20 protein-coding genes and 1 tRNA gene are annotated in these 24,851 nt (G+C 58.6%); 12 read left to right on the top strand and 9 right to left on the bottom strand.

Annotated features, from left to right (window positions below):
• Nucleotides 1-4: 4 nt before the first annotated feature.
• Nucleotides 5-361, bottom strand: coding sequence for a hypothetical protein (locus ACR0DL_RS19930; RefSeq protein WP_480637452.1), 357 nt, complete (start codon nt 359-361; stop codon nt 5-7).
• Nucleotides 362-724: 363 nt separating this feature from the next.
• Between ACR0DL_RS19930 and ACR0DL_RS19935 the strand changes: the two genes are divergently transcribed.
• The 4 genes from ACR0DL_RS19935 to ACR0DL_RS19950 all read left to right on the top strand — a co-directional run bounded on the left by ACR0DL_RS19935 (nt 725) and on the right by ACR0DL_RS19950 (nt 8,268).
• Nucleotides 725-1,048: a hypothetical protein gene (locus ACR0DL_RS19935; protein WP_170351739.1), complete on the top strand. Its 324-nt coding sequence runs from the start codon at nt 725-727 to the stop codon at nt 1,046-1,048.
• Nucleotides 1,049-1,102: 54 nt separating this feature from the next.
• Nucleotides 1,103-2,089 carry a type I glyceraldehyde-3-phosphate dehydrogenase gene (locus tag ACR0DL_RS19940; RefSeq protein ID WP_480690906.1) on the top strand — a complete coding sequence of 329 codons (987 nt, stop codon included), beginning with the start codon at nt 1,103-1,105 and terminating at the stop codon, nt 2,087-2,089.
• Nucleotides 2,090-2,383: 294 nt separating this feature from the next.
• On the top strand, nt 2,384-4,189 hold the full coding sequence (locus ACR0DL_RS19945; protein ID WP_480690908.1) for an autotransporter assembly complex protein TamA: 1,806 nt from the start codon (nt 2,384-2,386) through the stop codon (nt 4,187-4,189).
• A 32-nt stretch (nt 4,190-4,221) separates the two neighbouring features.
• A complete protein-coding gene (locus ACR0DL_RS19950) occupies nt 4,222-8,268 on the top strand; it encodes a translocation/assembly module TamB domain-containing protein (RefSeq protein WP_480690910.1) in 4,047 nt (1,348 codons plus the stop codon).
• On the opposite strand, the gene ACR0DL_RS19955 is transcribed toward ACR0DL_RS19950, so the two are convergent.
• The 5 genes from ACR0DL_RS19955 to ACR0DL_RS19975 all read right to left on the bottom strand — a co-directional run bounded on the left by ACR0DL_RS19955 (nt 8,265) and on the right by ACR0DL_RS19975 (nt 15,138).
• Entirely contained in the window at nt 8,265-8,777 is a 513-nt protein-coding gene (locus ACR0DL_RS19955; protein ID WP_480690912.1) for a thioesterase family protein, read from the bottom strand. The two genes, ACR0DL_RS19950 and ACR0DL_RS19955, sit on opposite strands and share 4 nt — an antisense overlap.
• Complete coding sequence (locus tag ACR0DL_RS19960) at nt 8,770-9,558, bottom strand: cyclase family protein (RefSeq protein ID WP_480690914.1); 789 nt, start codon at nt 9,556-9,558, stop codon at nt 8,770-8,772. The genes ACR0DL_RS19955 and ACR0DL_RS19960 overlap by 8 nt, the downstream gene beginning before the upstream one ends.
• Nucleotides 9,559-9,670: 112 nt before the next feature.
• The gene (gene fdhF / locus ACR0DL_RS19965) at nt 9,671-12,454 is read right to left on the bottom strand and encodes a formate dehydrogenase subunit alpha (RefSeq protein WP_480690916.1); all 2,784 of its coding nucleotides are present in this window, start codon (nt 12,452-12,454) and stop codon (nt 9,671-9,673) included.
• Between the two features lie 13 nt (nt 12,455-12,467).
• The gene (locus tag ACR0DL_RS19970) at nt 12,468-14,171 is read right to left on the bottom strand and encodes an NAD(P)H-dependent oxidoreductase subunit E (RefSeq protein WP_480690918.1); all 1,704 of its coding nucleotides are present in this window, start codon (nt 14,169-14,171) and stop codon (nt 12,468-12,470) included.
• Nucleotides 14,172-14,256: 85 nt separating this feature from the next.
• Nucleotides 14,257-15,138 (bottom strand): LysR family transcriptional regulator, encoded by an 882-nt coding sequence (locus ACR0DL_RS19975; protein ID WP_170399292.1) that lies wholly within the window; start codon nt 15,136-15,138, stop codon nt 14,257-14,259.
• A gap of 237 nt (nt 15,139-15,375) precedes the next feature.
• Between ACR0DL_RS19975 and ACR0DL_RS19980 the strand changes: the two genes are divergently transcribed.
• Nucleotides 15,376-15,807, top strand: a complete 432-nt coding sequence (locus tag ACR0DL_RS19980; protein WP_480690920.1) for an ester cyclase — start codon at nt 15,376-15,378, stop codon at nt 15,805-15,807.
• A 54-nt stretch (nt 15,808-15,861) separates the two neighbouring features.
• Here ACR0DL_RS19980 and ychF read toward each other — a convergent pair whose 3' ends face one another.
• Complete coding sequence (gene ychF / locus ACR0DL_RS19985) at nt 15,862-16,959, bottom strand: redox-regulated ATPase YchF (protein WP_170351748.1); 1,098 nt, start codon at nt 16,957-16,959, stop codon at nt 15,862-15,864.
• Between the two features lie 198 nt (nt 16,960-17,157).
• On the opposite strand from ychF, the gene ACR0DL_RS19990 reads away from it, so the two are divergent.
• The 7 genes from ACR0DL_RS19990 to ACR0DL_RS20020 all read left to right on the top strand — a co-directional run bounded on the left by ACR0DL_RS19990 (nt 17,158) and on the right by ACR0DL_RS20020 (nt 23,172).
• A complete protein-coding gene (locus ACR0DL_RS19990) occupies nt 17,158-17,643 on the top strand; it encodes an acyloxyacyl hydrolase (protein WP_170351749.1) in 486 nt (161 codons plus the stop codon).
• Between the two features lie 79 nt (nt 17,644-17,722).
• Nucleotides 17,723-18,514, top strand: a complete 792-nt coding sequence (gene trpA / locus ACR0DL_RS19995) for a tryptophan synthase subunit alpha (RefSeq protein ID WP_170378995.1) — start codon at nt 17,723-17,725, stop codon at nt 18,512-18,514.
• Nucleotides 18,515-18,653: 139 nt separating this feature from the next.
• Nucleotides 18,654-19,835 carry an alpha-hydroxy acid oxidase gene (locus ACR0DL_RS20000; RefSeq protein ID WP_480690922.1) on the top strand — a complete coding sequence of 394 codons (1,182 nt, stop codon included), beginning with the start codon at nt 18,654-18,656 and terminating at the stop codon, nt 19,833-19,835.
• A gap of 231 nt (nt 19,836-20,066) precedes the next feature.
• Nucleotides 20,067-20,723: a 50S ribosomal protein L25/general stress protein Ctc gene (locus tag ACR0DL_RS20005; protein WP_170351752.1), complete on the top strand. Its 657-nt coding sequence runs from the start codon at nt 20,067-20,069 to the stop codon at nt 20,721-20,723.
• Nucleotides 20,724-20,861: 138 nt separating this feature from the next.
• Nucleotides 20,862-21,542, top strand: a complete 681-nt coding sequence (pth, locus tag ACR0DL_RS20010; protein WP_170399171.1) for an aminoacyl-tRNA hydrolase — start codon at nt 20,862-20,864, stop codon at nt 21,540-21,542.
• 82 nt (nt 21,543-21,624) lie between these two features.
• Nucleotides 21,625-22,788, top strand: a complete 1,164-nt coding sequence (locus ACR0DL_RS20015; RefSeq protein ID WP_480690924.1) for a serine hydrolase domain-containing protein — start codon at nt 21,625-21,627, stop codon at nt 22,786-22,788.
• Between the two features lie 9 nt (nt 22,789-22,797).
• Nucleotides 22,798-23,172, top strand: a complete 375-nt coding sequence (locus ACR0DL_RS20020; RefSeq protein ID WP_480690926.1) for a DUF2237 family protein — start codon at nt 22,798-22,800, stop codon at nt 23,170-23,172.
• 42 nt (nt 23,173-23,214) lie between these two features.
• Here the strand turns inward: ACR0DL_RS20020 and ACR0DL_RS20025 are convergent, their stop codons facing one another.
• Both ACR0DL_RS20025 and ACR0DL_RS20030 read right to left on the bottom strand, forming a co-directional pair.
• The gene (locus tag ACR0DL_RS20025; RefSeq protein ID WP_480690927.1) at nt 23,215-24,360 is read right to left on the bottom strand and encodes a slipin family protein; all 1,146 of its coding nucleotides are present in this window, start codon (nt 24,358-24,360) and stop codon (nt 23,215-23,217) included.
• A gap of 400 nt (nt 24,361-24,760) precedes the next feature.
• Nucleotides 24,761-24,835, bottom strand: a tRNA-Cys gene (locus ACR0DL_RS20030).
• Nucleotides 24,836-24,851: the final 16 nt, after the last annotated feature.

Raw genomic sequence — 24,851 nt, forward strand, 5'->3', positions numbered from 1 at the left:
CAGATCAGGGTGTCAGGATCCAGTTTCCGCCTGCGTCGCGACACCGGCGGGTTCTGACCTCGCGAGTCTGATCCGATCCTTCGGGTCGAATGAAATGCTGCAGGTGTACGCAGTTGTCACGTACGTCGCGGACGCGAATCGTGCCTTTCGAACCGGTGGCTTCGTTCACCCAGGAACTTTCCTCACCCACCCGGGGTGTCGCGCCTGACAGCATCGCGTCAGCGGCTGTGTTCACAACCTCGAAATCTGCAGGTGTCAGCCCCATTTCTGCGATGATTCGGGAAAGCGGCTTGGCCTGCACGGTCGGGATTGCCGCCAGAACAACAACAGCTACAAATGTAGAAGAAATCCAGGCTTTCATGATCGCCTCACCTTGCTGAAATAGATTTGCATTCAAGACTATACCGGCAGCGAACGGGGGCCAAGCCCTGTTGGGCAAACGCTAAAACTATCCAGAACAATTCTTTTGACAGTCTAAGGCCGCTACTCGCATGGCATTCCATTCGTGGCGTTCGCCCGGCACAACTGAGTTACCCCGCACGAGTGCCCCTTATGGTGCGTGGGCGGACCGAAACAACCACGATCAACTGTGCAAAGACGCGAACCAGCAACCACCCCGCAACTGGCTAACCACTTACGCCGATTCAGTTTTTCCCGCGCAGGGGTTCACAGAAGCGCTTGAATCTGGTGAAATAGCACCGTTTTTAGCACTGGAGATTGTTCAATGGTACTGCGCGGATCCCTGCTGGCACTGGCAGCTGTAATTGGCCTGACGGCCTTAGAGGCGACCCCTGTAGTCGCCAAAGAGGAAACCAAATCGGTCTTCGTCATGAGCCGCACATGGGCCGTTACGCAGGTTTCGGATGCTCCGGTCGTGTACCGCGCCACGCGTGACAACAACAATCTGAACCCGTTCGGTCCGCCACCGCGCCTGCGCACCATTCAAGCTATGGCCGCCATTCAGGCAGCCACCGGATGCAAGCCTATCCGGGCCAGCATGTATCAAAACATCTCAGGCCAGTTCTTTTCGCAGGTCAGCTGCAATTGATCTTGCCGCGAAACGGGCATTGAGGTCAGCGCGGCCCACTGCCATAGCTTGCGCATGAAACTCGCAATCAATGGATTCGGTCGTATTGGCCGCACGATCCTGCGGCAGCTGCTGGCTTTGCCGTGGGGCAAGGATATTGAGCTGGTGCTGATCAACGATATCGCACCGCTGGAAACCTGTGCCTACCTGTTCAAATACGACAGCACGTTCGGCCCCTACTCTGGGCCTGTCGATACCGGCGACGGAACCGTTGTCATCGACGGTCACACAATCCCGGTGACCCACAGCCCCGACCTGTCACGAGTCGACCTGAGCGGCGTGGATGTCCTGATGGATTGCACCGGCGTCGCCCGTACCTCGGATGTTGCCAGCCAGGGGCTGACCGCCGGGGCGGGCAAAGTGCTGATCTCGGGCCCCTCGCCCGCAACCGAAGTCACGATCGTTCTGGGTGCCAATGAAGCGCAGTTGGGCAACGCCCGGATCGTTTCGAACGCGTCCTGCACCACCAATGGGCTGGCCCCACTGATCAAGGTGCTGGATGGAATCGGCGGCATCGCCTCGGCCCATATGACAACCATCCATTGTTATACCAACAGCCAACCCATGATTGACGCCCCGCGCGGCGATCTGGCCCGGTCACGCGCCGGCGCGTTGTCCATGGTGCCCACCACCACAAGCGCCACGCACTTGATTGATGAGGTCATGCCGCATCTCGCGGGTCGCATCTCGGGCGCGGCGGTGCGTGTCCCCACAGCCAGCGTGTCTGCGGTGGATCTGGTGGCGACGCTTGAACGCGGTATGTCCGCCACTGACTTTGAAGCCGAGCTGCGCAAGACGGTCGCGCAGTCTCCCATTCTGGGATGGACCGATCACCCGCTGGTGTCGTCAGATTTGCGTACACGACCGGAATCTTTGGTCATTGCAGGCCCCGAGACGCGGATGGTCGGCGACCGGCAGGTTCGCATTTTCGGCTGGTATGACAATGAATGGGGCTTTTCAGCACGTATGCTCGACGTCGCCCGCCTGATGGCACAGCCTTGAATTCGCGGAACCGCAGCGCGCGGGCCTGCCCGGGCGCTGCCCGGCCTAACGGATCACAAGAATCTTTGATGCGATGGGATCGGGCGGGAGGAGCCCGTCAATGCGTTCATGGGTTGGCGCCACATTACCACCCCGCAAACGGGGCTGACGGGGCACACAAACCGGTAATTTGGCATCTCATTCGATAAGTTCTTTCCCTGTGTGTAAACTGATGCTCTAACATGAACGGTATCAGCCGTTGTTTTTCATAAGACGGTGAAATTGATTTCGACTTGGGGCAGTTGGAGCCATTCGATGCGGGGAAGCAGGCCACAGGCCTTTGTGAAATATTGTCTGCTTGGCGTTATTGCCGCCGCTCTGCCCTCATCTCTGGCCGCGCTGGAAACATCCCTGTCCGCGCCCGGTGCGCCACAGGACGTGGTTGAACGTATCGAAGAAACCTCCTCGGTCCTGACGGCAGATGAACGTGGCTTGGATACCCCGCTCGAGGTTCTGTCTGCCGCCCTGTCAGATTACCGCACACTCGTTCAGATTCTGTATGACGAAGGCTACTTCAGCCCCGTCGTCAGTATCAAGCTGGATGGCCGGGAAGCGGCTGACATCAGCTCGCTAACCGTACCCAACACGATCAACCGAGCGGTTATCACGGTAAATACCGGACCGACCTTCACTTTTGGAACGGCTATCGTCGCCCCTGTTACGCCGGAGACAATCCTGCCAGAGGAGTTCGCTCCTGGAAAACTGGCCACGACCGGTGCCATCCAACAGGCGGCCTCGGCCGGGGTACAGGGCTGGCGGGACGCCGGTCACGCCAAAGCCCAACTTGAAGACCAAACCGTTATCGCTCGCCATGCGCAGAGAAAGCTGGATGCTGAAATCGACCTTGAACCCGGTCCGCGCCTGACCTTCGGCAAGATGTTCATCAAAGGCGATACAGATGTACGCCACCACTCGATCAACAAGATCGCCGGCTTTCCCTCGGGCGAGGTTTATTCGCCAGCGGATATACAGAAGGTCGGCACCCGCTTGCGTCGGACAGGCACGTTCAGCATCGTTTCGATCGAAGAACATGAAACGCCCAATCCCGATGGCACGTTGGATTTCGATGCAACTTTTGAGGACATGCCCAAACGCCGCCTGACCTTCGGGGTAGAGCTGGCCTCGAATGCTGGGCTGGATGTCACCGCGACCTGGACCCATCGCAACGTCTTCCGCCGCGCGGAACGGCTGCGGTTCGAAGCTGCTCTGCGCAATATCGGCGGAACCGAGGATTTGGACGGCCGCATTGGTTTGCGCCTTGATCAACCCGACCGGCTGGGCCCGGACGACAACACCTTTTGGAGCGCCCTGCTGGAGCGCCGCAACACTGACAACTACAACGTCTCAATTGCGTCGCTGGCTTACGGTGCAAGGCGCACCTTCTCTGATCGGCTTTATGCCGAAGCTTCAGCCGGGTTTCAGTGGTCGGATGCAGATGACGCCTATGGCAGCGGCCGCAAGTTCCGCTATTTCATTATCCCAACCCGGTCTGAATGGGACGAGCGTGACAGCAAGGTCAGCGCGACTCGCGGATTCTATCTGGATGCGCAAATCATGCCCTTTGTAGGTTTTTCCGGCACAGACACGGGCATCAGGCTGTTCGCCGACACACGCGCCTATACCAGCCTGGGCACGGGCGGGCGGCTCGTTTTGGCTGGTCGGGCTCAGATAGGATCGATCATCGGACCCTCGCCAAGCAATGTTACACCGGACTTCTTGTTCTTCTCGGGCGGGGCCGGAACCGTGCGCGGGCAGCCGTTCGAAAGCCTCGGCATTCCAGTCAACGGTGGTGAAGCAGGCGGCAAGTCCTTCCTCGGTCTGTCGGGAGAAGTCCGTGGCAAGATCACCGACACGATATCGCTTGTCGGGTTCTATGATTTCGGTACTGTGGACACTTCTTCTTTCATCGGCAGCGGTGCAGAATACCATTCCGGTGCCGGGCTTGGGGTGCGGTATGATCTTGGGGGGTTCGGCCCTCTACGCGTTGACTTAGCCCTGCCGGTTCAGGGCGACACTGGCGATGGTCTGCAATTCTATATCGGGATCGGACAAGCGTTTTGATACGGCAGTTTTCATATCCGGTTGTGACAACTGTGCTGATCCTGACAGCGCCGCCCGTACTCGCGCAAGAGGATGATGGCGGCGGCAGCATGCTGGAACGTTTCCTGCAGGACACTTTGTCAGGAGATGATCAGAACGTCACCGTCAAAGGGCTGCAAGGCGCGTTGAGCGCCCGCGCCACGATTGAAGAGATTACCGTGTCGGACGACGAAGGCGTCTGGTTGACCATCAAGGATGCCGAGCTGGACTGGAACCGGCTGGCTCTTATACGCGGTCGGTTTTCCGTCAATGCCCTGACCGCGCAGGAAATCGATATCGCCCGCGCGCCGGGCACAACCACCAAGGACACGCCTGCGCCGACAGCCGAGACCAAACCTTTCGAACTACCGGAACTGCCCGTTTCCATCGAGATCGGTGAAATCAGGATTGATGAGCTGTCACTGGGTAAACCTCTGATCGGGGTTGCCGCCGATCTGGCGGTGACGGGGAACCTGTCACTGGCCGATGGTACATTGGACACCAACCTGGATGTCACCCGCCTGGACCGCGGAGGGGATGAGGTGACACTGACCGCCGGGTTCCAGAACACCTCGCGCGAGATCAATCTGGACCTGCAGGTGAAAGAAGCCGCAGGCGGCGTGATATCAACTGCGCTGAATATTCCCAACAGCCCACCGATCGGCCTGTCGGTCACAGGCTCGGGCCCAGTGACCGATTTCACTGCTGATATCGCCCTGAGCAGCGACAATCAGCAACAGGTCACAGGGCAGATACAGCTGCGCGCCGCTGAAACCGGTGCGGCAGACGGGATCGCCTTTACCGCCGATCTGGGTGGCGACCTGACCCCCTTTATGGCCGAGGATCTGGACCCATTCTTTGGCCCGAAGACACGCTTGTTCGTGGACGGCCAAACCAAACCGCAAGGCGCGCTGGACATCCCCGATCTGGAATTGACCACCCAAGCCTTGGACCTAAAGGGTGAGTTGCAATTGGCCGAAGGCGGCACGTTGCAATTGGCGGCCTTGCAAGGCCGGATCACCCCGCCCGACGGAACAACGGTGGTTTTGCCTGTCAAAGGCGGCGAAACCTCGATTGAAGCGGCGCAGATTTCCGCATTGTTCGATCAGAAAAACGGCAATTTGTGGGATCTGAGTCTGACGGCGAATGCGTTTCAATCTCCGCAAGCGAAACTGGACACGGCCCGCATCACCGCGCAGGGTACGTTGGAACAGGGCACTTCATTCAGTGTAACGGGAGACCTTCAGGCCATCGTCGACGGGATCGATCTGAATGATCAGGCCCTGAACACGGCCTTGGGAGAGAACATCACGCTGGATGGGCAGTTCGATTACGGCAGCGATCAGTCGCTGAACCTGTCGGGGTTCGAACTGGTGGGAACCGACTATACCCTTGGGCTGGATGCGTTGATCGACGGATTGAATAGTGGCCTGACGGTTGACGGTTCGGCCACGCTCGAGGCATCGGACCTGTCGCGTTTTTCGGACCTGGCGCAGCTGGATCTGGGCGGTAGTGCCGCGGCCCGCGTTGACGGCACAGGCTCACCATTAGAGCGTAGCTTTGACGGCAAACTGGTGCTTGAGGGCAGCAAGCTGGTCACCGGGCGCGACGATATCGATCCCGTCATCAAAGGCGAAACCACCATCACATTGGATGCCAGCCGAGGCAGCGACGGCATCACCATTCGCGAGTTTGACCTGAACAGCGAAGCTGCGCAGGCAAAGGCCAGCGGCGAGGTCACGACACCTGACGGCAACCTGACCATTGACGGCAAGGCCCGCGTGAATGCGTCTGACCTGTCGGTCTTTTCCGGTCTGGCCAAGCGTGAACTGGGTGGCGCCCTGCGGGCGGAAATGGACGGCAAAGGCACCGTGCAGACTTTGGAATTCGACGGCACGGCCAGCGTGATCGGACAGGATATACAAACCGGCATGTCCGACATCGATCCGTTGCTGACCGGCAAGACCACGATAACCTGGGACGGGGCACGCACGACCGATCGGATTGAAATCCGCGAAGCGACGGTCAACGGTACCGCCTTAACTGCAAAAGTCGCCGCAACGGTGGATGACCCTACCGGAGAGCTTTCGGTTGACGGCACCGCCCGTGTGAACGCCCCAAATCTGTCGCTGTTCTCGGGGTTGGCCAAGCGGGATCTGGGCGGCTCGGTCACCGCGAATGTGCAGGGCAACGGAAATCTCGCCAATCGTGTCTTTGACGTTCAGGGCAATGTGGACGCTGACGACCTTCAGACCGGGATTGATTTGGTCGATAAATTGATCCAGGGCCGCACGACCCTGAACATTGATGCCGACAAAGACAACGACGGCATGGAAGTCCGTACATTTAGCCTGAGGGGCACTGCCCTATCGGCTACAGCATCGGGCAAACTGGACCGAGAGGCGGGTGGCCTGACCTTCTCGGCCCAGCTTGACGACCTGTCCCGTGTCATGACGTCGATGTCCGGCCCGCTGACGTTGGACGGGAATGTTGCCCCAACAGGATCGGGACTGGAAGGAGACATGCGCCTGAGCGGCCCGGACAGTTCCTATGCAGCCCTGACCGGAACAGTAGACACCGATGGTTCGGCCGATTTGGATTTCGACGCCAAGTTGAACAGGATCGAACGGTTCGCGCCCGAATTCCCTGGCACCGTTGCGGCAACCGGCACAGCCAAGCGCGACAACGGCGTCTGGACCATTGACGGGTCAGCCAATGGCCCGGCCGAGATCAACAGCACTATCGCTGGAACCTTCGATGAAAACAGCGGCGAGGCCGATCTGCGGGCGCAGGGTGGCATCAACCTGGGTGTCGCCAACATCTTTATCTCACCCAACAAGATCGAAGGATCGGCCCGGCACAATCTGCGGCTCAAGGGAAAGCCCGAGCTAAGTTCGCTCAGCGGTTCTATCACCACTTCAGGCACGTCAATTGCGATCCCTGAGATCGGACAGACAATAACCGGCATCAGCGGCTCGGTCGAATTGGCGCAGAGTCGCGCTAATATCTCGTTGAATGGTGGCATGCGCGCGGGCGGCACTTTTACCATCTCGGGGCCATTGGACCTGACACCGCCGCTGAACGCGAACATTGTTACGCGGCTCAATCAGTTGGTGCTAACAGACAAGCTTCTGTATGAGACCACTTTGAACGGTGAGATCGCCATGACCGGAGCGCTGGCGGGCAACAGCGCCATTTCCGGTCAGATCACGTTCGAGGAAACCAATATCAACCTCGCTGCCGCGGCTGGTGCCGTGGGCGCTGCACCGATCCCCGAGATCAGGCATGTCAATGAAAGCGCGGCTGGTTACCTGACACGGGAACGCGCGGGCCTTGTTGTCGAGGAAGGCGCGGAAAAAAGCGATTCACGTATCGCGCTGGATGTCAGCCTGCTGGCACCCAAGGCGGTTTTCGTGCGCGGCCGGGGTGTGAACGCCGAACTGGGGGGGCGGCTGAATATCGGCGGCACGACCACCGCAGTTATCCCATCCGGCCAAATCGAACTGATCCGGGGAAATTTCGACATTCTGGGCCGCAGGCTGGCCCTTACAAAAGGCATCGTGACACTGCAAGGCGACCTGACGCCGTATATCGAGTTCGCCTCATCCACCAGCACGTCCGATGGCACCGCCACAATCGAAATCGCGGGCCCGTTGGATGCGCCGGAGGTTGACGTTTATTCCGACCCTGAACGCCCAGCCGAAGAGGCGCTGGCCATGCTCTTGTTCGGCAACCGGTTTTCCGAAATTTCACCCTTTGTCATCGCCCAGATGGCGGCGTCTCTGGCGCAGCTCAGCGGTGCCGGGGGAGATGCAACCAAAGGGCTTCGCGATTCGACCGGCGTTGACACTGTGGATATTGGCGCGTCCGAAGGCGGTGCGGGCCGACTGGGGGCCGGCGCGTATCTGAGCGACAATCTCTACACAGATTTCACCGTCAATACCGAAGGTGACACCGAGGTGAACCTGAACCTTGACGTGTCGGACAGTTTTACTGTCCGCGGTTCAGTCGACGGGCGCGGAGAAACCGGGGTTGGCGTGTTTTTCGAACGGGATTATTAATCGCTGCGGCGGATGCCAATGGTGTGCCCAACCTGCGGCGCGGGGTCCAATGGTGCATGATCTTGAACCATCCGGGCCAACCGCGCTACCGCCCAGTCCGGATAAGGAGTGGAACGCCCGGTCGTATGACTGACGTTCATGAACAGCGCCTCTTGCGTCGCACAGAGTTCGCCATCATCGGACAGCATCTGTGCAAAGTAATGCCCCCGTTTCTGATCGGAATCCAACATCCGAAAGCGAAACCAGAACGGTTCGTCCTGCCTAATCTCGCGCAAAAAATTCATATGCGACTGCAGGATGTAAGGCCCCTGTCCCAACGCGCTGACCTGCGCCTCGCCCAGACCCAGATGGTCATCCATCAAGTGATCCAGCGCGCGATCGAAGGCCACGCCATAGAACCCCACATTCATGTGGCCGTTATAGTCGATCCACTCAGGCAAAACCGTGAACCCTCGTATCTCAATCGGGGCGTCATAGGGTCCATCGTGACCGCTGAGGGGGTTAGTCATTTGGATCTTCCTCGAATATTGCGACGGCACGGACAAAACCCGCCGAGGCGCCCTTGATCTTGAACGGAAAACACGAAATTTCGAAACCCGTTGGTGGCAGGTTCTCCAGATTGGTCAGTTTTTCCATGTGGCAATAACCGATATCCATCGACGCCCGATGACCTTCCCAGATGATCGACGGGTCGCGCGTCTCGGCATATTCCTGGGCTGTCAGCGCAAAGGGTGCGTCCCAGCTCCAGGCGTCTGTGCCAGTGACCCTTACGCCGCGTTGGGTCAGGTACAACGTCGCCTCGCGCCCCATACCGCAGCCTTTCATCAGGTAATCGGGTTGTCCGTATTGCGTACCGGCTGAGGTGTTCACGACCACGATATCCAACGGCTGCAAGGTATGCCCGATCCGCTTCAACTCGGCCTCGACATCGGCGGCAGACACCACATAACCGTCGTCGAAATGGCGAAAATCCAGTTTTACGCCGGGATTCATGCACCATTCCAGCGGCACCTCATCGATGGTTATCGCCCTCTCGCCATTATTCATGGTCGAGTGGTGGTGATACGGCGCGTCCAGATGGGTGCCGTTATGCGTGGCAATTTGCAGCCGCTCAATGGCCCAGCCTTCGCCGCCCGGTAGGTCCTGTTTTTGCAAGCCGGGAAAGAAGGACATGACCTGTTCTGCGGTCTGATCATGGGTCATGTATTCGATTTCGGGCAGCATGATTGGCGGGTCCGAAACGATCCCGGTTTCCAACGGAACGGAAAGATCGACGAAACGGCGGGTCATGTAAAACTCCTGCACCAGTGACGGCGACAGGGTTGGCTGCAAGTAACTTGCTGTCAAGGAAAGAAAAAAGGCGGCCCAATCGGCCGCCTTTCATGCTGCGTACGCAACAAGGTCATTCTGCCGCGACCGCGTCTTCGATTTTTTCAACCCGGATAGCCGAGAACTTGAACTCGGGGATTTTGCCAAACGGATCGATGGCCGAGTTGGTCAGGATGTTCGCCGCCGCCTCGACATAGGCGAAGGGGATGAACACCATGTCCTCGGCAATGGCCCGGTCCGCGCGTGCCATGATCTCGATCGAACCACGCCGTGTGGTCAGACGGATCATTTCGCCCGGTTCGATCCCCATCAGCTTGAGCGTTCGGGGGTTCAATGAACAGTTCGCTTCCGGTTCTACGGCATCCAGAACCTTAGCACGGCGGGTCATGGACCCGGTGTGCCAATGTTCCAACTGACGGCCGGTCGTGGCGATCATCGGATATTCGTCATCCGGCGCTTCGTCCGGTGGGATGACGCTGGCAGGGGTAAACCGCGCACGGCCATCGGCACGCGGGAAACCATCGCCAAACACAATCGCCTGACCCGGATCGGTTTCGCTGAGCGACGGGTAGGTGATCGTTTCTGTTTCCAGACGCTCCCACGTAATGTTGTCCAGCGATGCCATGGTCAGCTTCATCTCGGCAAAGACCTGAGACACATCCGTGTAATCCCAGTTCAAACCGATACGCTGCGCCAGTTCCACCGTGATCTTCCAATCCTCGCGCGCCTCACCCGGAGGCGTCACAGCGGGGCGCACCCGCTGCACCTGACGGTTGGTGTTCGACACGGTGCCGTTCTTTTCATACAGCGCCGAGGCGGGCAGGATGATGTCAGCATAGTTCGCCGTTTCGGTCAGGAAGATATCCTGTACGATCATCAGATCCAGCTTGGCCAGTGCCTCGCGCGCGTGACCCACATCCGGGTCGGACATGGCCGGGTTTTCACCCTGAATGTACATCCCCTTGATGTTGCCCGCGTAAGCCTGATCAATGATCTCGGTAACCGTCAGGCCCTTCTCGTTCGAGAAATCCTCAGAGTTCCATACGTTGTTGAACTTTGCGCGGATGTTGTCGTCAGTAACCGACTGATAATCCGGCAAGAACATCGGGATCAGACCCGCATCAGAGGCGCCTTGCACGTTGTTCTGACCGCGCAGCGGGTGCAAACCCGCGCCCGGCTTACCAACATTTCCGGTCATCAGTGCCAGCGAGATCAAGCAACGCGAGTTATCCGTGCCGTGGATGTGTTGGCTGACGCCCATGCCCCAGAAGATCAGACCGGCTTTGGCCTGCGCAAAGGTGCGGGCGACGCGGCGCAGCTGGTCCGGTTCAATACCGCAGATCGGCGACATCGCTTCGGGTGTGAACTGTCGCAGATGTTCTTTCTCGGCCTCCCAGTTCTCGGTCCAGCGGTGGATGTATTGGCTGTCATACAGCTCTTCCTCGACGATCACATTCATGATCGCATTCAGCATCGAGACATCCGCACCGGGGCGGAATTGCAGCATCTCATCCGCGAACTTGCGCATTCCAACGCCGCGCGGATCCATCACGATCAGCTTGCCACCGCGCTTGGTGAACTGCTTGAAATAGGTCGCTGCAACGGGGTGGTTTTCGATCGGGTTGGCCCCGATGATGATCGCCACATCCGCGTTTTCGATCTCGTTAAAGGTCGCGGTCACAGCGCCGGAGCCTACGTTCTCAATCAGGGCCGCAACCGACGACGCGTGGCACAGACGGGTGCAGTGGTCGACGTTGTTGTGGCGGAAGCCCTGACGGATGAACTTCTGGAACAGATAGGCCTCTTCGTTGGTGCATTTGGCCGAACCGAAACCGGCCACGCTGCGCGGGTCCTCGTCGCGCATCGCCTTCAGCTTGGTGGCGGCCAGATCCATCGCCTCTTCCCAGGTCGCTTCGCGGAAATGGGTCGATAGTTTTCCGGGATCGACGTTCAGGCCCTTGGCAGGCGCATCCTCGCGCCGGATCAGCGGTTTGGTCAAGCGGTGCGGGTGGTGGATATAGTCGAAGCCAAAGCGGCCTTTGACGCACAGACGGCCTTCGTTTGCGGGGCCGTTGATGCCTTCGACATACTTGACCTTGCCATCCTTGACCTTCAGCGAGACTTTGCAGCCAACACCACAGAACGGGCAGACGCTTTCGGTTTCAGAGTCGTAATCCTTGCTGTCCCCCTGTTGCTGATCGTCCAGCACGGTGGCCGGCATCAAGGCACCCGTCGGGCAGGCCTGAACACATTCGCCACAAGCTACGCAGGTCGAAGTCCCCATCGGGTCGTTCTGATCGAACACCACTTGCGAGGTATGGCCGCGACCGGCCATTCCGATCACGTCGTTGACCTGCACGTCACGGCAGGCGCGGACACAGAGGTTACAGTTGATGCAGGCGTCCAGATTGACGCGCATCGCAACGTGGCTGTCATCCAGCAGCGGGATCTTTTCGGCCTCTTTGGCCGGGAAGCGGCTGTCGCTGACATCGTTCAGCTTGGCCATGTCCCAGAAGTGGCTGGACACATCATGTGGCTGTTCGGGCTGGTCAGCGACCAGCAGTTCCATGACCATCGCACGCGATTTTTCGGCGCGGTCGGTGTCTGTCTTGACAACCATACCTTCCGAGGCAGGGCGGATGCACGAGGCGACCAGAGTGCGCTCGCCTTCCACCTCGACCATACAGGCGCGGCAGTTGCCGTCGGGTTTGTAGCCCGGTGCCGGCTTGTGGCACAGGTGCGGAATGACCAGTCCACGGCCATTGGCCGCGTCCCAGATCGTGGTGCCCTCGGGCACGGTGACGTCATCGCCGTTCAGGTTGAAGGTGACGGTCTTGGTTGGGCTTGCATCAAGCATGGCTCTGTCTCCCTCAGATTTCGTCAGCGAAGTGTTTCATGACCAGGCGGATCGGGTTCGGGGCCGCCTGCCCCAGACCGCAGATGGACGCGTCGCCCATGACTTGACACAGATCCTCCAGCAGGTCCTGATCCCACTTGTCGGCCTGCATCAGCTTGACCGCCTTTTCACAGCCCGCCCGGCAAGGCGTACACTGGCCACAGCTTTCATCCTCGAAGAACCGCAGCATATTCAGCGCCGCATCACGCGCGGTGTCTTGATCAGACAGAACCACCACGGCGGCCGAGCCGATAAAGGTGCCATGCGGTTGCAACGTATCAAAATCCAGCGGGATATCGTCCATCGATGCAGGCAGCAGACCCGAAGACGGTCCACCTGGCTGATACGCCTTGAAGGTCTGGCCTTCGACCATGCCACCAGCGGCCTCAATCACATCCAAAATGGTCGATCCGGCGGGCAGCAGATAAACGCCCGGCTTGGCCACCCGGCCCGAAACCGAATAGCTGCGCAGGCCCGTGCGACCGTTCTTTTCAGTGCTGTTGAGGCATTCCGGCCCTTCACGGCACACTTTGGTGACCCAATACAGCGTCTCAACATTGTGCACCAAGGTCGGGCAGTTAAAGACCCCAACCTGCGCCACGAACGGAGGACGATGACGCGGCAGGCCCTTTTTGCCTTCGATCGACTCGATCATCGCGGATTCTTCACCGCAGATGTAGGCGCCAGCCCCCCGGCGCAGGTCGATATAGCCTGGCTCAACGATCCCGGCCTCTTCCAGCGCTACAATCTCACGGCGCAGGATTTCCAGCACTGCCGGATATTCGTCGCGCATGTAAATAAAGCAAGTCTCAGCCTCGACCGCCCAAGCGGCGATCAGCATGCCCTCAAGGAAAACATGCGGCGTGCGTTCCAGATAGTATCGGTCCTTGAACGTGCCGGGCTCACCCTCATCGCCGTTCACAGCCAGATAGCGCGGACCTTCGTTCATGCGAACGAAGCCCCATTTCTTGCCGGACGGGAAGCCAGCGCCACCCAAACCACGCAGGCCCGAGGACAGGACGTCTTCCTGCACCTTCTCCCAATCGCCACCGTCGCGCAGCTCTTTCAGTTTGGCATAACCGCCGTTTTCGGCATAGGCAACGAAGGTTTCATAGTCGGGCAAATGGGCGTGGGTATCACCGGCAGCAATCGCGGCCTGCACCTTTTCCGGCGTCGCATGGTCGATATGGTTGTGACCGATCTCAAGCACGGGGGCCGTATCGCAGCGCCCCATGCAAGGCGCGCGGACAACGCGAACCTCGGACGCGTCCAGACCATCCTCAAGCGCCTTTTGCAATTGCTGGGCACCAGCCATTTCGCAGGACAAAGAATCACAGACCCTGATCGTCAACGCGGGCGGAGGGGCCTCGTCTTCTTTCACTACATCGAAGTGGGCATAGAAGGTTGCCGTTTCATAGATCTCTGCCTGCCCCACCCGCATTTCGACCGCCAAAGCGGCGATGTGGTCGGCGCTGATATGGCCGTGTGCGTCCTGAATCAAATGCAGGAATTCAATCAGCAGATCGCGACGGCGTGGGCGGTCGCCCAGCAGACGTGTAATTTCCGCCTGTGCCTCATCCGTGAATTGACGGCCTTTGGGCGTGTGCCGCCCCTTGCCTTTACCTGACTTCCAGACGCCCTTGGGTGCGCCTGATGGCTTGGTGTCTAATGGTGCCATGATGCCCTCCGATTGAGGCTCCGTGTCTCATCAGAATAGCATATCGTCAAATCGCATATTTCAATCGCACGATAACGACAGTTTATCACCGCAAAGACGTCACCACGGCACGCAGCGCTTCGACTGTTGGCAATTCGGGATCCCGTGTAAGGGTCGCAAGACAAATCGGCTTGCTGACAACGGGATCGACCAGTGGCAGCACCTTTGTTCCCTTAAGATCACCCAGCGCTCGCACCAGCACCCGAGGGACCACGGTGGCCGCCAACCCCTCGCGTGCCATGACCATCGAAGCGGTAAATCCACTGGTTTCGGCGACGACATCCGGGTGCAGGCCCTGTTCAGCGAAAATCCGGTCGAGGATGCGCCGGTTCTGCATCTGTGGCTCTAGCAGGCTGAGTGGGAATTCGGCCACACGTGCCCATGGTATGGGGCCGGTTTCATCCGTCATATGCGACGGCACCAGCAAGACATAGGTCTCTTCGTACAAGGGTTGCACCTGCCGCAGATCGGTCCCGATGCTATCCCCATAGGTGATGCCCGCGTCCAGACTGCCCTCGTCCAGACGGTGCTGGATCGCTGTGGCAGACATTGTCTCGATGCGCGTAATGATGCGGGGATGCGCATCCCGCAACCGTTTGGTCAGCCGCCCGGTAAAGGCAATCGCGGTCGGGATCACACCCAGTATCAGGGTGCCGGTGATCTCACCCTTGGCGGCCAGCACCTGCTGTTCCAGCGCCTTGGTGTCATCAAGGATACGCCGTGCCCGCTGGACGATCATCTCGCCCTCTTCGGTCAGGCCCTGAAACCGGTTGGCGCGGCGGACGATCGACACGCCCAAGCGATCTTCGAGGTTGCGGATACGCATTGAAAAGGCGGGTTGCGATATCCCGCATTCCTCGGCCGCTTTGGCAAAATGACGGTGCCGCGCCAAAGCGCTAAGCAGTTGCAGGTCACGGATTTCGATCATGCCGTTCTTCTTCTTAAGATCAGAAGCGCAGAGTAGCGTGTTTGCGGCCCGGTGAAAGCACAAGTTGCGATCCAGCGACCCGCAGACGGCACTTTCCGCGATGGCCCGGCGCGCGCTATCGTAAACTGGTGTCGACATGACTGACGGAGGAAGCCAATGACCAGACAGCTCACCGGCTTGGCAGGGCGTATTTTGACGTTAACAATACTACTGACAATTGCGGCAGGAGGAAACGTGATGGCTCAACAGAATGATAACTCCGCAGCAAAAAATCTGTCACGACAGGCTGTTGAAATGTGGGCTGCGGATTCCACTATTGACCGATCAATTTTCGCTGACGAGTATCAAAACCATCAGGCGCCATTGGCAACCGGTGGAACCGGAAGCGTCGATTTGGCCACCTGGACCGAAATTGTCGAAGCAAACCATAAAGCCTTTCCTGATTTAAAGGTCGAGATTTTTGGGCAGATCGCCGAAGGCGACCGGATATCCACCCATTGGCGCTTTTTCGGGACCCAGAAAGGCGCATACCTTGGTGTGCCCGCGACTAACCGGCCAGTAAACTGGACCGGCGTTCAGATCGACCGGATCGCCGATGGAAAGATCGCGGAAAGCTGGGTTGTCTGGGACTATTTCACCCAACGGCAGGAACTGGAATCCGGAAACTAACCCCGGCGTCTAAAATGCGCCCAGTCCCTGATGGACCGGGCACACAGAGACCTCTTAGGTGTTGAACAAGAAGTGCATTACGTCGCCGTCCTTGACGATGTAGCCCTTGCCCTCAGCCCGCATCTTGCCGGCCTCTTTCGCGCCCTGTTCGCCTTTTGCCGAGATAAAGTCGTCATAAGCGATGGTCTCGGCGCGGATAAAGCCTTTTTCGAAGTCGCCATGGATCACACCAGCAGCCTGTGGTGCGGCGGTGCCTGTGCGAATGGTCCAGGCGCGGGCCTCTTTCGGGCCGACGGTGAAATAAGTCTCAAGCTTCAACAGGTCATAACCAGCTTTGATCAGACGGTCGAGGCCGGGTTCCTCCAAACCCATCTCTTCCAGGAACATCTGCGCTTCGTCTTCTTCCAACAGGCTGATCTCTTCTTCGATCTTGGCGCTGATGATGACATGGGCATTGCCCTGCGCCGCGGCCATCTCGGCGACTTTCGCAGAGTATTCATTGCCGTCAGCTGCTTCTTCTTCGGACACGTTGCAAACGTATAGCACTGGTTTGGTGGTCAGCAGTTGCAACATCTTCCACGCTTTGGCGTCTTCGTCCGAGACCTCAACCAGACGCGCGGGTTTGCCATTTTCCAGCATCGCCTGCGCCTCGGCCAGCAAGCGTTCCTGCTGCTGTGCTTCCTTGTCGTTGCCTTTCAGCTTGCGCACCAGATTGGCGCGCCGCTTTTCGATGCTTTCCAGATCGGCCAGCATCAGTTCCGTCTCGATCGTGTCGGCATCGGCCACGGGGTCGACGCGGCCGTCCACATGGGTCACGTCACCATCTTCAAAACAGCGTAGCACATGGGCGATGGCGTCGGTCTCGCGGATATTGGCCAGAAACTGGTTGCCCAGCCCTTCACCCTTGGACGCGCCTTTAACCAGACCAGCGATGTCCACAAAGGTCATCCGTGTTGGGATGATCTGCTTAGAGCTGGCAATCGCCGCCAGCTTGTCCAACCGGTCATCAGGCACGGCCACGTCCCCCACATTGGGCTCAATGGTACAGAACGGGAAATTTGCTGCCTGAGCGGCTGCGGTTTTGGTCAGCGCGTTAAAGAGGGTCGACTTGCCCACATTCGGCAGACCCACGATTCCCATTTTAAAACCCATAGCGGCCTCCTGATGCCATTCGAGAGGTGCTTCTATGCAGGTCCGGATCAATGCGCAAGCCAGACTGCGGAAACGAGGAAAAGACCAATTTACAACATCACGAAATCGTTCGTCATTCGTGAACTTGCCCGGATTGAAATTGGCACACTAAGATCACCACGTAAGGTGTTGCAAACAAACATATAGTGAATGTGTAATATGAAGTTTACCTCTGCAATTTTCGCGCTGCTTTTGGCCGCGCCAGCAGCGCAAGCTCAATCCCTTGTCTTTGGCGCAGGATTTTCAGATTTCTCGGATAGCCAATCCGAGGACGAGGCTGTGTTCGCGCTCGAGTATCAGCATCGCCCCTTTCACGAGGCCTCCCGTTTTGCCGCTTCATGGGGTAGTGCCCTGACTGTGGATACCGCAGGTGATATTCATATCGGTATCGGCCTGATCGGAACCTACGGGTTTGCCGAGCGTTGGTTCGTCGAAGGCAGTGTCATGCCGGGGTATTTCTCAGAGGGCGAAGGCCGCAACGATCTTGGGGGAGAGTTCCAGATTCGCACCCTTTTGGGTCTCGGATACACCTTAGAAAGTGGTAACAAAGTGTCCTTGGCAATCACCCACAAATCCAATGCCAGCACACAGGATGACAACCCGGGTGTTAATTCGGCGCTGGTGCGATATCATTTCGCATTCTGACGGTATCCCGCGGGACCGGGATTGATTTTCGCGCAAAGTTTCTGCACATCAGGTCCAAACCTGACTGCAAGGACATCCGATGACCCGTATCGACGCCAAGTTCGCCGCCCTGAAGGCCGAAGGGAAAAAGGCTTTTGTCGCCTATATCATGGCGGGGGACCCCGACTATGAAACTTCGCTTGAGGTGGTCAAGGGCCTGCCGGGCGCTGGTGTGGATGTGATTGAGCTGGGCTTGCCGTTCACCGATCCCATGGCGGATGGCCCGACCATTCAGGCCGCAGGGCAACGGGCATTGGACGGTGGCATGACTTTGCAGCGGACACTGGACCTGGCCCGCGCCTTCCGTGAAACCGACGACACCACCCCGATTGTTCTGATGGGCTATTTCAATCCGATCTACAGCCGCGGCGTGGACACCTTTCTGGCCGATGCGCAAGCTGCCGGTATCGACGGTCTGATTGTCGTCGACCTGCCGCCGGAAGAAGATGAGGAACTGTGCCTGCCGGCCCAGGCCGCCGGTCTGAATTTTATCCGCCTGGCGACGCCGACCACCGATGACAAACGCCTGCCCCGCGTTCTGCAGAACACTTCCGGCTTTGTCTATTACGTCTCGATCACCGGCATCACCGGCGCTGCCGAAGCGCAAGCCACGAATGTCGGCCCCGAAGTGGCCCGGATCAAATCCGCGACCGACCTGCCCGTGATCGTGGGCTTTGGCATCAACACACCCGAGAAATCCAAGGCCATCGCCAGCGTTGCCGACGGCGCGGTTGTCGGCTCGGCCATTGTCAGCCAGATCGGAGCAGGAAAGCCCGTGGCCGAGGTTCTGGACTTTGTAAAAACACTATCCGACGGCGCCCATTCTGCCTGATCGACCAATCACAAGATCCAATAAAACAAAACCGCAGCAAGCCTCCGGCCTGCTGCGGTTTTTTTCGCGCCTCAGCCAATTGCGCCCTTGATGTTGCGCCAGTAGAACTACCTGACCGATCAATCAAAGGCGCTGCCTCATGCCCATAATCACCACTATCGAAGATCTTCGACGTATCTATGAACGACGGGTGCCTCGGATGTTCTACGACTATGCCGAAAGCGGTAGTTGGACCGAACAAACGTTTCGCGACAACAGTTCGGATTTCTCGGATATCCGCCTGCGTCAACGGGTGGCCGTGGATATGGCGGGACGATCCACCGCTTCGCAGATGATCGGTGAAGATGTGGCGATGCCGGTCGCGCTGGCGCCGGTTGGCTTAACGGGCATGCAGCACGCGGACGGCGAAATGAAGGCCGCCAAAGCCGCTGAAGAGTTCGGTGTGCCGTTTACCCTGTCGACCATGTCGATTAATTCAATCGAGGATGTGGCCGAGCACACGTCAAAACCGTTCTGGTTTCAGCTTTATACGATGAAGGATCAGGACTATGTCAGCCGCCTGATCCAACGGGCCAAAGATGCGAAATGCTCGGCCCTGGTCATCACGCTGGATTTGCAGATTTTGGGCCAACGGCACAAGGATTTGAAAAACGGCCTGTCTGCACCGCCAAAACTGACCGCGAAAACGATTGCGAACCTGATGACCAAGTGGTCCTGGGGCATCGAAATGCTGGGGGCGAAACGGCGCGAGTTTGGCAATATCGTCGGCCATGTCGAGGGTATCTCGGATGCGTCGTCCCTAGGTGCGTGGACGGCTGAACAGTTCGACCCCAGCCTCGACTGGGCAAAGGTCGAAAAGCTGATGAAACAATGGGGCGGCAAGGTCATCCTCAAGGGTATTCTGGATGCCGAAGACGCCAAAATGGCCGCGAAACTTGGGGCCGATGCCATTGTCGTCTCAAATCACGGCGGGCGTCAGTTGGACGGTGCGCTCAGCTCTATTCGCATGCTGCCGCAGATCATGGATGCCGTCGGCGGTGACATCGAGGTTCATTTGGACAGTGGAATCCGCTCGGGTCAGGACGTGCTGAAGGCGCTGGCTCTGGGGGCCAAGGGCACCTATGTCGGTCGCGCCTTTGTCTATGGGCTGGGTGCGATGGGTCAGAAAGGTGTCACCACTGCGCTGGACGTCATTCAAAAGGAACTGGACACAACCATGGCGCTATGTGGCGAACGCAATGTTGGCGATTTGGGACGTCACAATCTGCTGATCCCCGAGGATTTCGGCGGCCTCTGGCAAAATACACCGCCTGCGAGCTGACCCGCGGCTGGGCTGCGGACTTTACAGCCGCCGCCACTGTGTCATTCAGGCCAGATGAACCTGGAACCCTTTGTTCATCTGGCCCAAAATACCTCGGAGCGCGAGGCAGAGCCTCGCTAAAAAATTATTCGGGTGAACCCCTTTCCAAACCCAATGAATCGAGATAAGGACGCGGCTTCACGCGGGCATACAGCCTTGGAGGATGCCCGCCCTAACATTGGAGAATTTATCATGGCTGGAGAGATTCCTGATCTCGTAGCTCTGGAACGGACGGGGACAGGCAAGGGCGCCGCTCGTCAAGCACGCCGCGACGGCATGGTTCCGGGCATTGTTTTTGGTGGCGATAAAGAGCCGCTGCCGATTCAGATCCCGTTCAACGTCCTGTTCAAGCGCCTGAAAGCAGGCCGGTTCAAGTCGACCCTGTGGAACCTGAAGGTTGAAGGCCACGAAGACGTTCGTGTCATCTGCCGCGACGTTCAGCGTGACGTTGTCAAAGACCTGCCGACCCACCTAGACCTGATGCGCCTGCGTCGGACCACTAAGATCGCGCTGTTCATCCCAGTTGAGTTCATCAACGAAGAAGAAGCACCCGGCATCAAAAAGGGCGGCGTTCTGACCGTTGTTCGTCCGGAAGTCGAACTGATGTGTACCGCAGGTGACATTCCTGAGAAGATCATCGTCGATGTAACCGGCATGGAGATCAACGACGTTGTCACCATCTCGGCCGTGGACCTGCCCGCAGGCACTAAGCCGACCATCGACCGTGACTTCGTGATAGCCAACGTTTCGGCACCGACCGGTCTGGCGACCGACGACGATGAGGAAGAAGGCGAAGAAGTGGCAGTTGACGAAGTTGAAGTCGTCGGCCAGGAAGAAGCAGAAGAATAAGTCCGGACCCAACAATTCGGATTTGGAAACGGGGCCTTGATCGGGCCCCGTTTTCTTTTGGCGCATATGGGCTGGAAAACTAATGGCATTCCGTGCCATCAACCACCTGCTCATGTCGCAATGCACAAGGACGAGACTATGAAATTGTTTGTCGGATTGGGGAACCCGGGGTCGAAATACGCCCGCAACCGGCACAATATCGGCTTTTTGGCCGTTGATCGCATTGCCGAGGATCACGGCTTTGGGCCGTGGAAGTCCAAGTTTCAGGCCGAGATCTCCGAAGGTCGGTTAGGCCGCGAAAAGGTACTGCTGATCAAGCCGCAGACCTTCATGAACCGTTCTGGTCAGTCCGTGGGTGAGGCGATGCGGTTTTACAAGCTCGACTCGACCGATGTGACGATCTTTCATGATGAGCTGGACCTTGCCCCCGGCAAGGTGCGCGTCAAGGCGGGCGGCGGACATGCCGGGCACAACGGGCTACGTTCAATCCACGAACATATCAGCCCCGCCTATGATCGAGTACGGTTGGGGATCGGGCATCCGGGCCGGAAGGAAATGGTCTCTCCTTACGTCCTGGGCGACTTTGCCAAGGCCGACGCTGACTGGCTTGACGACGTGTTGCGCGGCGTGTCGGACGGTGCAGGCTATCTGGCCGACGGGGATGGCGGCAAGTTCATGAACGCCGTCGCCCTACGCACAGCCCCGCCCCGGTCGTCAAAGTCACCGGCCGAGGCGCCCAAAGCAACCGCCAAACCTGCTGCAGAACCAGAGGTCGATACGCGCTCGGCCATGCAGAAGCTACTGGACAAGTTCAAATAAGACGGGTGACCTTGCCGCAACGTCCCAATTGCACAACGGCTTTTGGCGCGTTCCAATGCAGCATGGATCGGGGAGGCGACATATGAGATCTATGTTGAAATGGGTGCTGCGCATCGTGTTGATGCTGGTGCTGGCAGCGGTCGTTGTCGGGTTCTGGAAACGCGAAGAACTGCAACGCCTTATGGCTGTGAACTCGTTATTTTCCGAGGAAAAGATCGTTCACAACTTCTCTCATATGAACGACGCTTTCCTGACGGTCGACTTGCCCCGTGGCGACGGGCCGACCTGGGAATTGCCTTACGGACCCGGCTTTGATCTGCCCGAGGATACCGATGCGTGGATCGAAGATCGCTCTGTAACCTCTCTGCTGGTGATGCAGGACGGGCAAATCCGGTTCGAAGAATACTATCTGGGCACGACGCCCGAGGATCGCCGGATTTCATGGTCGGTGGCCAAAAGCTATTTGTCCGCGCTTTTCGGCATCCTGTTAGCCGAGAGCGCAATCGACTCGCTGGACGATCCCGTGGTGAAATATGCGCCGCAGTTGGAGGGCACCGCTTATGACGGCGCGTCGATCCGCAATGTGTTGAACATGGCCAGCGGAGTTACTTTCGATGAGGATTATTTCGACCCCAATTCGGACATCAACCGAATGGGTCGTGTCATCGCCTTGGGCGGAGAGTTGGACGATTTCGCGGCCTCACTGCAGGATACGTTCGCCACGCCCGGCGAGACCTGGCAATACGTGTCGATTGACACCCATGTGATAGGAATGGTCATCCGCGGGGCCACGGGGCGCAGTGTGACAGATTTGCTGGTCGAAAAGATCATTCACCCCTTGGGCCTGGAACACGACGGCTATTACGTGACTGACGGTGCCGGAGTTGCTTTTGTGTTAGGTGGATTGAACTTCACCACGCGCGATTTCGCACGCTTTGGTCAGATGATCCTGCAAAATGGCGTCCATGAAGGCCAGCAACTGATCCCGGTCGACTGGATCACCGAATCCGTCCTGCCCAGCGCACCGACTGCGCCCGGCGAGATCGGCTATGGTTATCAGTGGTGGATTCCTCTTGGCGCGCATGAAGGTGAATTTCTGGCTCGTGGTGTGTACGGCCAGTACATCTATTTCGACCAGCCGCGCGGCGTGCTGATCGTCACAACCGGCGCAGATCGCCAGTTCCGCGATCCCGGCATCAACGAAGCAAACATAGAAATGTTCCGCAAGATCGCCCAAAGCCTGTAAGGTGGTCCTATGCAAAAACAAGACAGTATCAATGTATTGGGCGGCGTTCTCAGCCCCTGTTCCCGTGATCCGCTGACTGGTTTCTTTCGGGACGGGGCTTGCAATACCTGCCCCGAAGATCAGGGCAGCCACACGGTTTGCGCGGTGATGACGGCCGAGTTTCTGGCCTTTTCGAAATACGTTGGAAACGACCTGAGCACCCCGCGCCCGGAGTTCAACTTTCCGGGTCTGAACCCCGGTGACAGTTGGTGCCTGTGCGCCGCGCGCTTCCTGCAGGCCCATGACGAAGGTTGCGCGCCCAAGGTGCATCTTGAGGCGACCCATCAGCGGGCGCTTGAGATCATTCCGCTACGCCTTCTGAAAGAAAACGCCACTTCAGAGTAAGCGGACCGGCCCAGGAAACCCCGGACCGGCCCTTATTCGGGATCACTCCCGCAGTTTGACAAGGTCAGACATCAGCCCTTCGGTCCCGTTGTGAACCGTCAGCCGTTCGACTTTCCCCGCGATGGTTTCCAGAGCTTCCAGCTCTTTCAACCGCAGCATCATCGGGTTTTCCGCCATCACCTTCGCGGTGTTCAGTAGGGACCGCGTGGCGTTGGTTTCTTCCCGCCGCCGGATGACGTTGGCCTCAGCCTGTTTCTCGGCGGCGACCACGGCGGTCAGGATCTCCCGCATCTCCCCGGGCAGGATGACGTCTTTCAACGCGATCTCCCCCACTTCGATACCGATCCCGGCCATCTGTGTCCGCACCCGATCCGCGGCTTCGGTGTCGACGGTCACTTTCTCGGCAAGCAGCCGGTCCAGCGTCATCGCCCCCAAGGTCTTCCGGAACGCCAGTTGCAGCGCCCGGTGCAAGGCCTGATCGAAGTCCTTGACCGACCCTACCGCCGTGACCGGATCAATGACCCGGTAATCGGCAGACAGGTTGACCCGGATGGTAACCCGGTCCTTGGTCAGGATCTCTTGCCCTGTCACCTCATGGGTCCGTTGCCGCAGGTCGATCTGTTTAACCTCGACGTTTCGCCCCACTTTCCAGAAGGCATGCGCCCCAGGGTCCAGCTGATCCACCAGTACCCCGTCAACCGTCAGCAGCCCGGTATGCCCTTCGGCAACCTCGACCTGCGTCAGGTTCAGCCGCAGCCCGGCCCGAACCAACCGCTGAGCCGCCACTTTGGGAACAACCATGGTCTCGGTCAGCGCGTGATGCTCGACCTTCCACGGCCCTGCGGCCTTCCAGACCAGCGCCCGCGCTTCGGGGTTCAGCACCCGAACAGGGACCCCATCCCGCAGCAGAACCAGAACTTCGTCAGGCCCAGCCCGGAACTCGGTCAGATGCTTGGCAGCCAGCTCGGGCCGGTTCTGCATCAGTGCCCGTTCATAGGGCGACACGAAAAAGAGCTTCTCCAGATCGTGCAACTCGGTCAGCACATCCTTGCGCGGCAGCCGGTGTTTCCCGGCGCCCAGGATTGCATCGAACACCCCGTTGCGCAGGACCAGCATCCGCTGGGTCTCGGTCAGGGTCAGCCGCCGGTGGCCGGTCAGCCGGTCAATCAGATCTTGGAACAGTGTCATATCATTTTTCCTTTTCGTCTCGCTCTATCGTCGTCGCAAATGCGAACTCCTTTTCATGTTTTCAGTGGGTTGCACCCCGAACGGGTGACAGGTGTGAGGCCTTCGGACGAAGGCAGGAAAGATCCGAGCATCCCCCGCGCCATGCCCCTGCGCGGGAAGGTCAGAGAGAGGGGCGCGGGACCGATGCGCCGCCTTGCCCAAAGGGCTAAGCGGGGCACCGATCCGGCGGCACCGTCATCAGCCCTCCGGCCCAAGACCAGAGCAGCGAAGACCCCCTGCCCCGCCCGGCCTAAGCCTGACGTTGCGCGGTGTCACCCCTGCTGGGGAACACCCGGACCCTTATGATTTTGGACCGTTTTCACGGGCCGGCGTGGAAGGCCGGTGCTGACTTAACAGCTTTGTCAAATGACGGGATTCGAACCCGTTACACATCGATTTGCGGTCGATTGCTCTCACCAGAATGAGCTACATTTGGAGCTTTGGAAGGAATT

The sequence above is a fragment of the Ruegeria sp. BB5 genome, assembly GCF_056539405.1.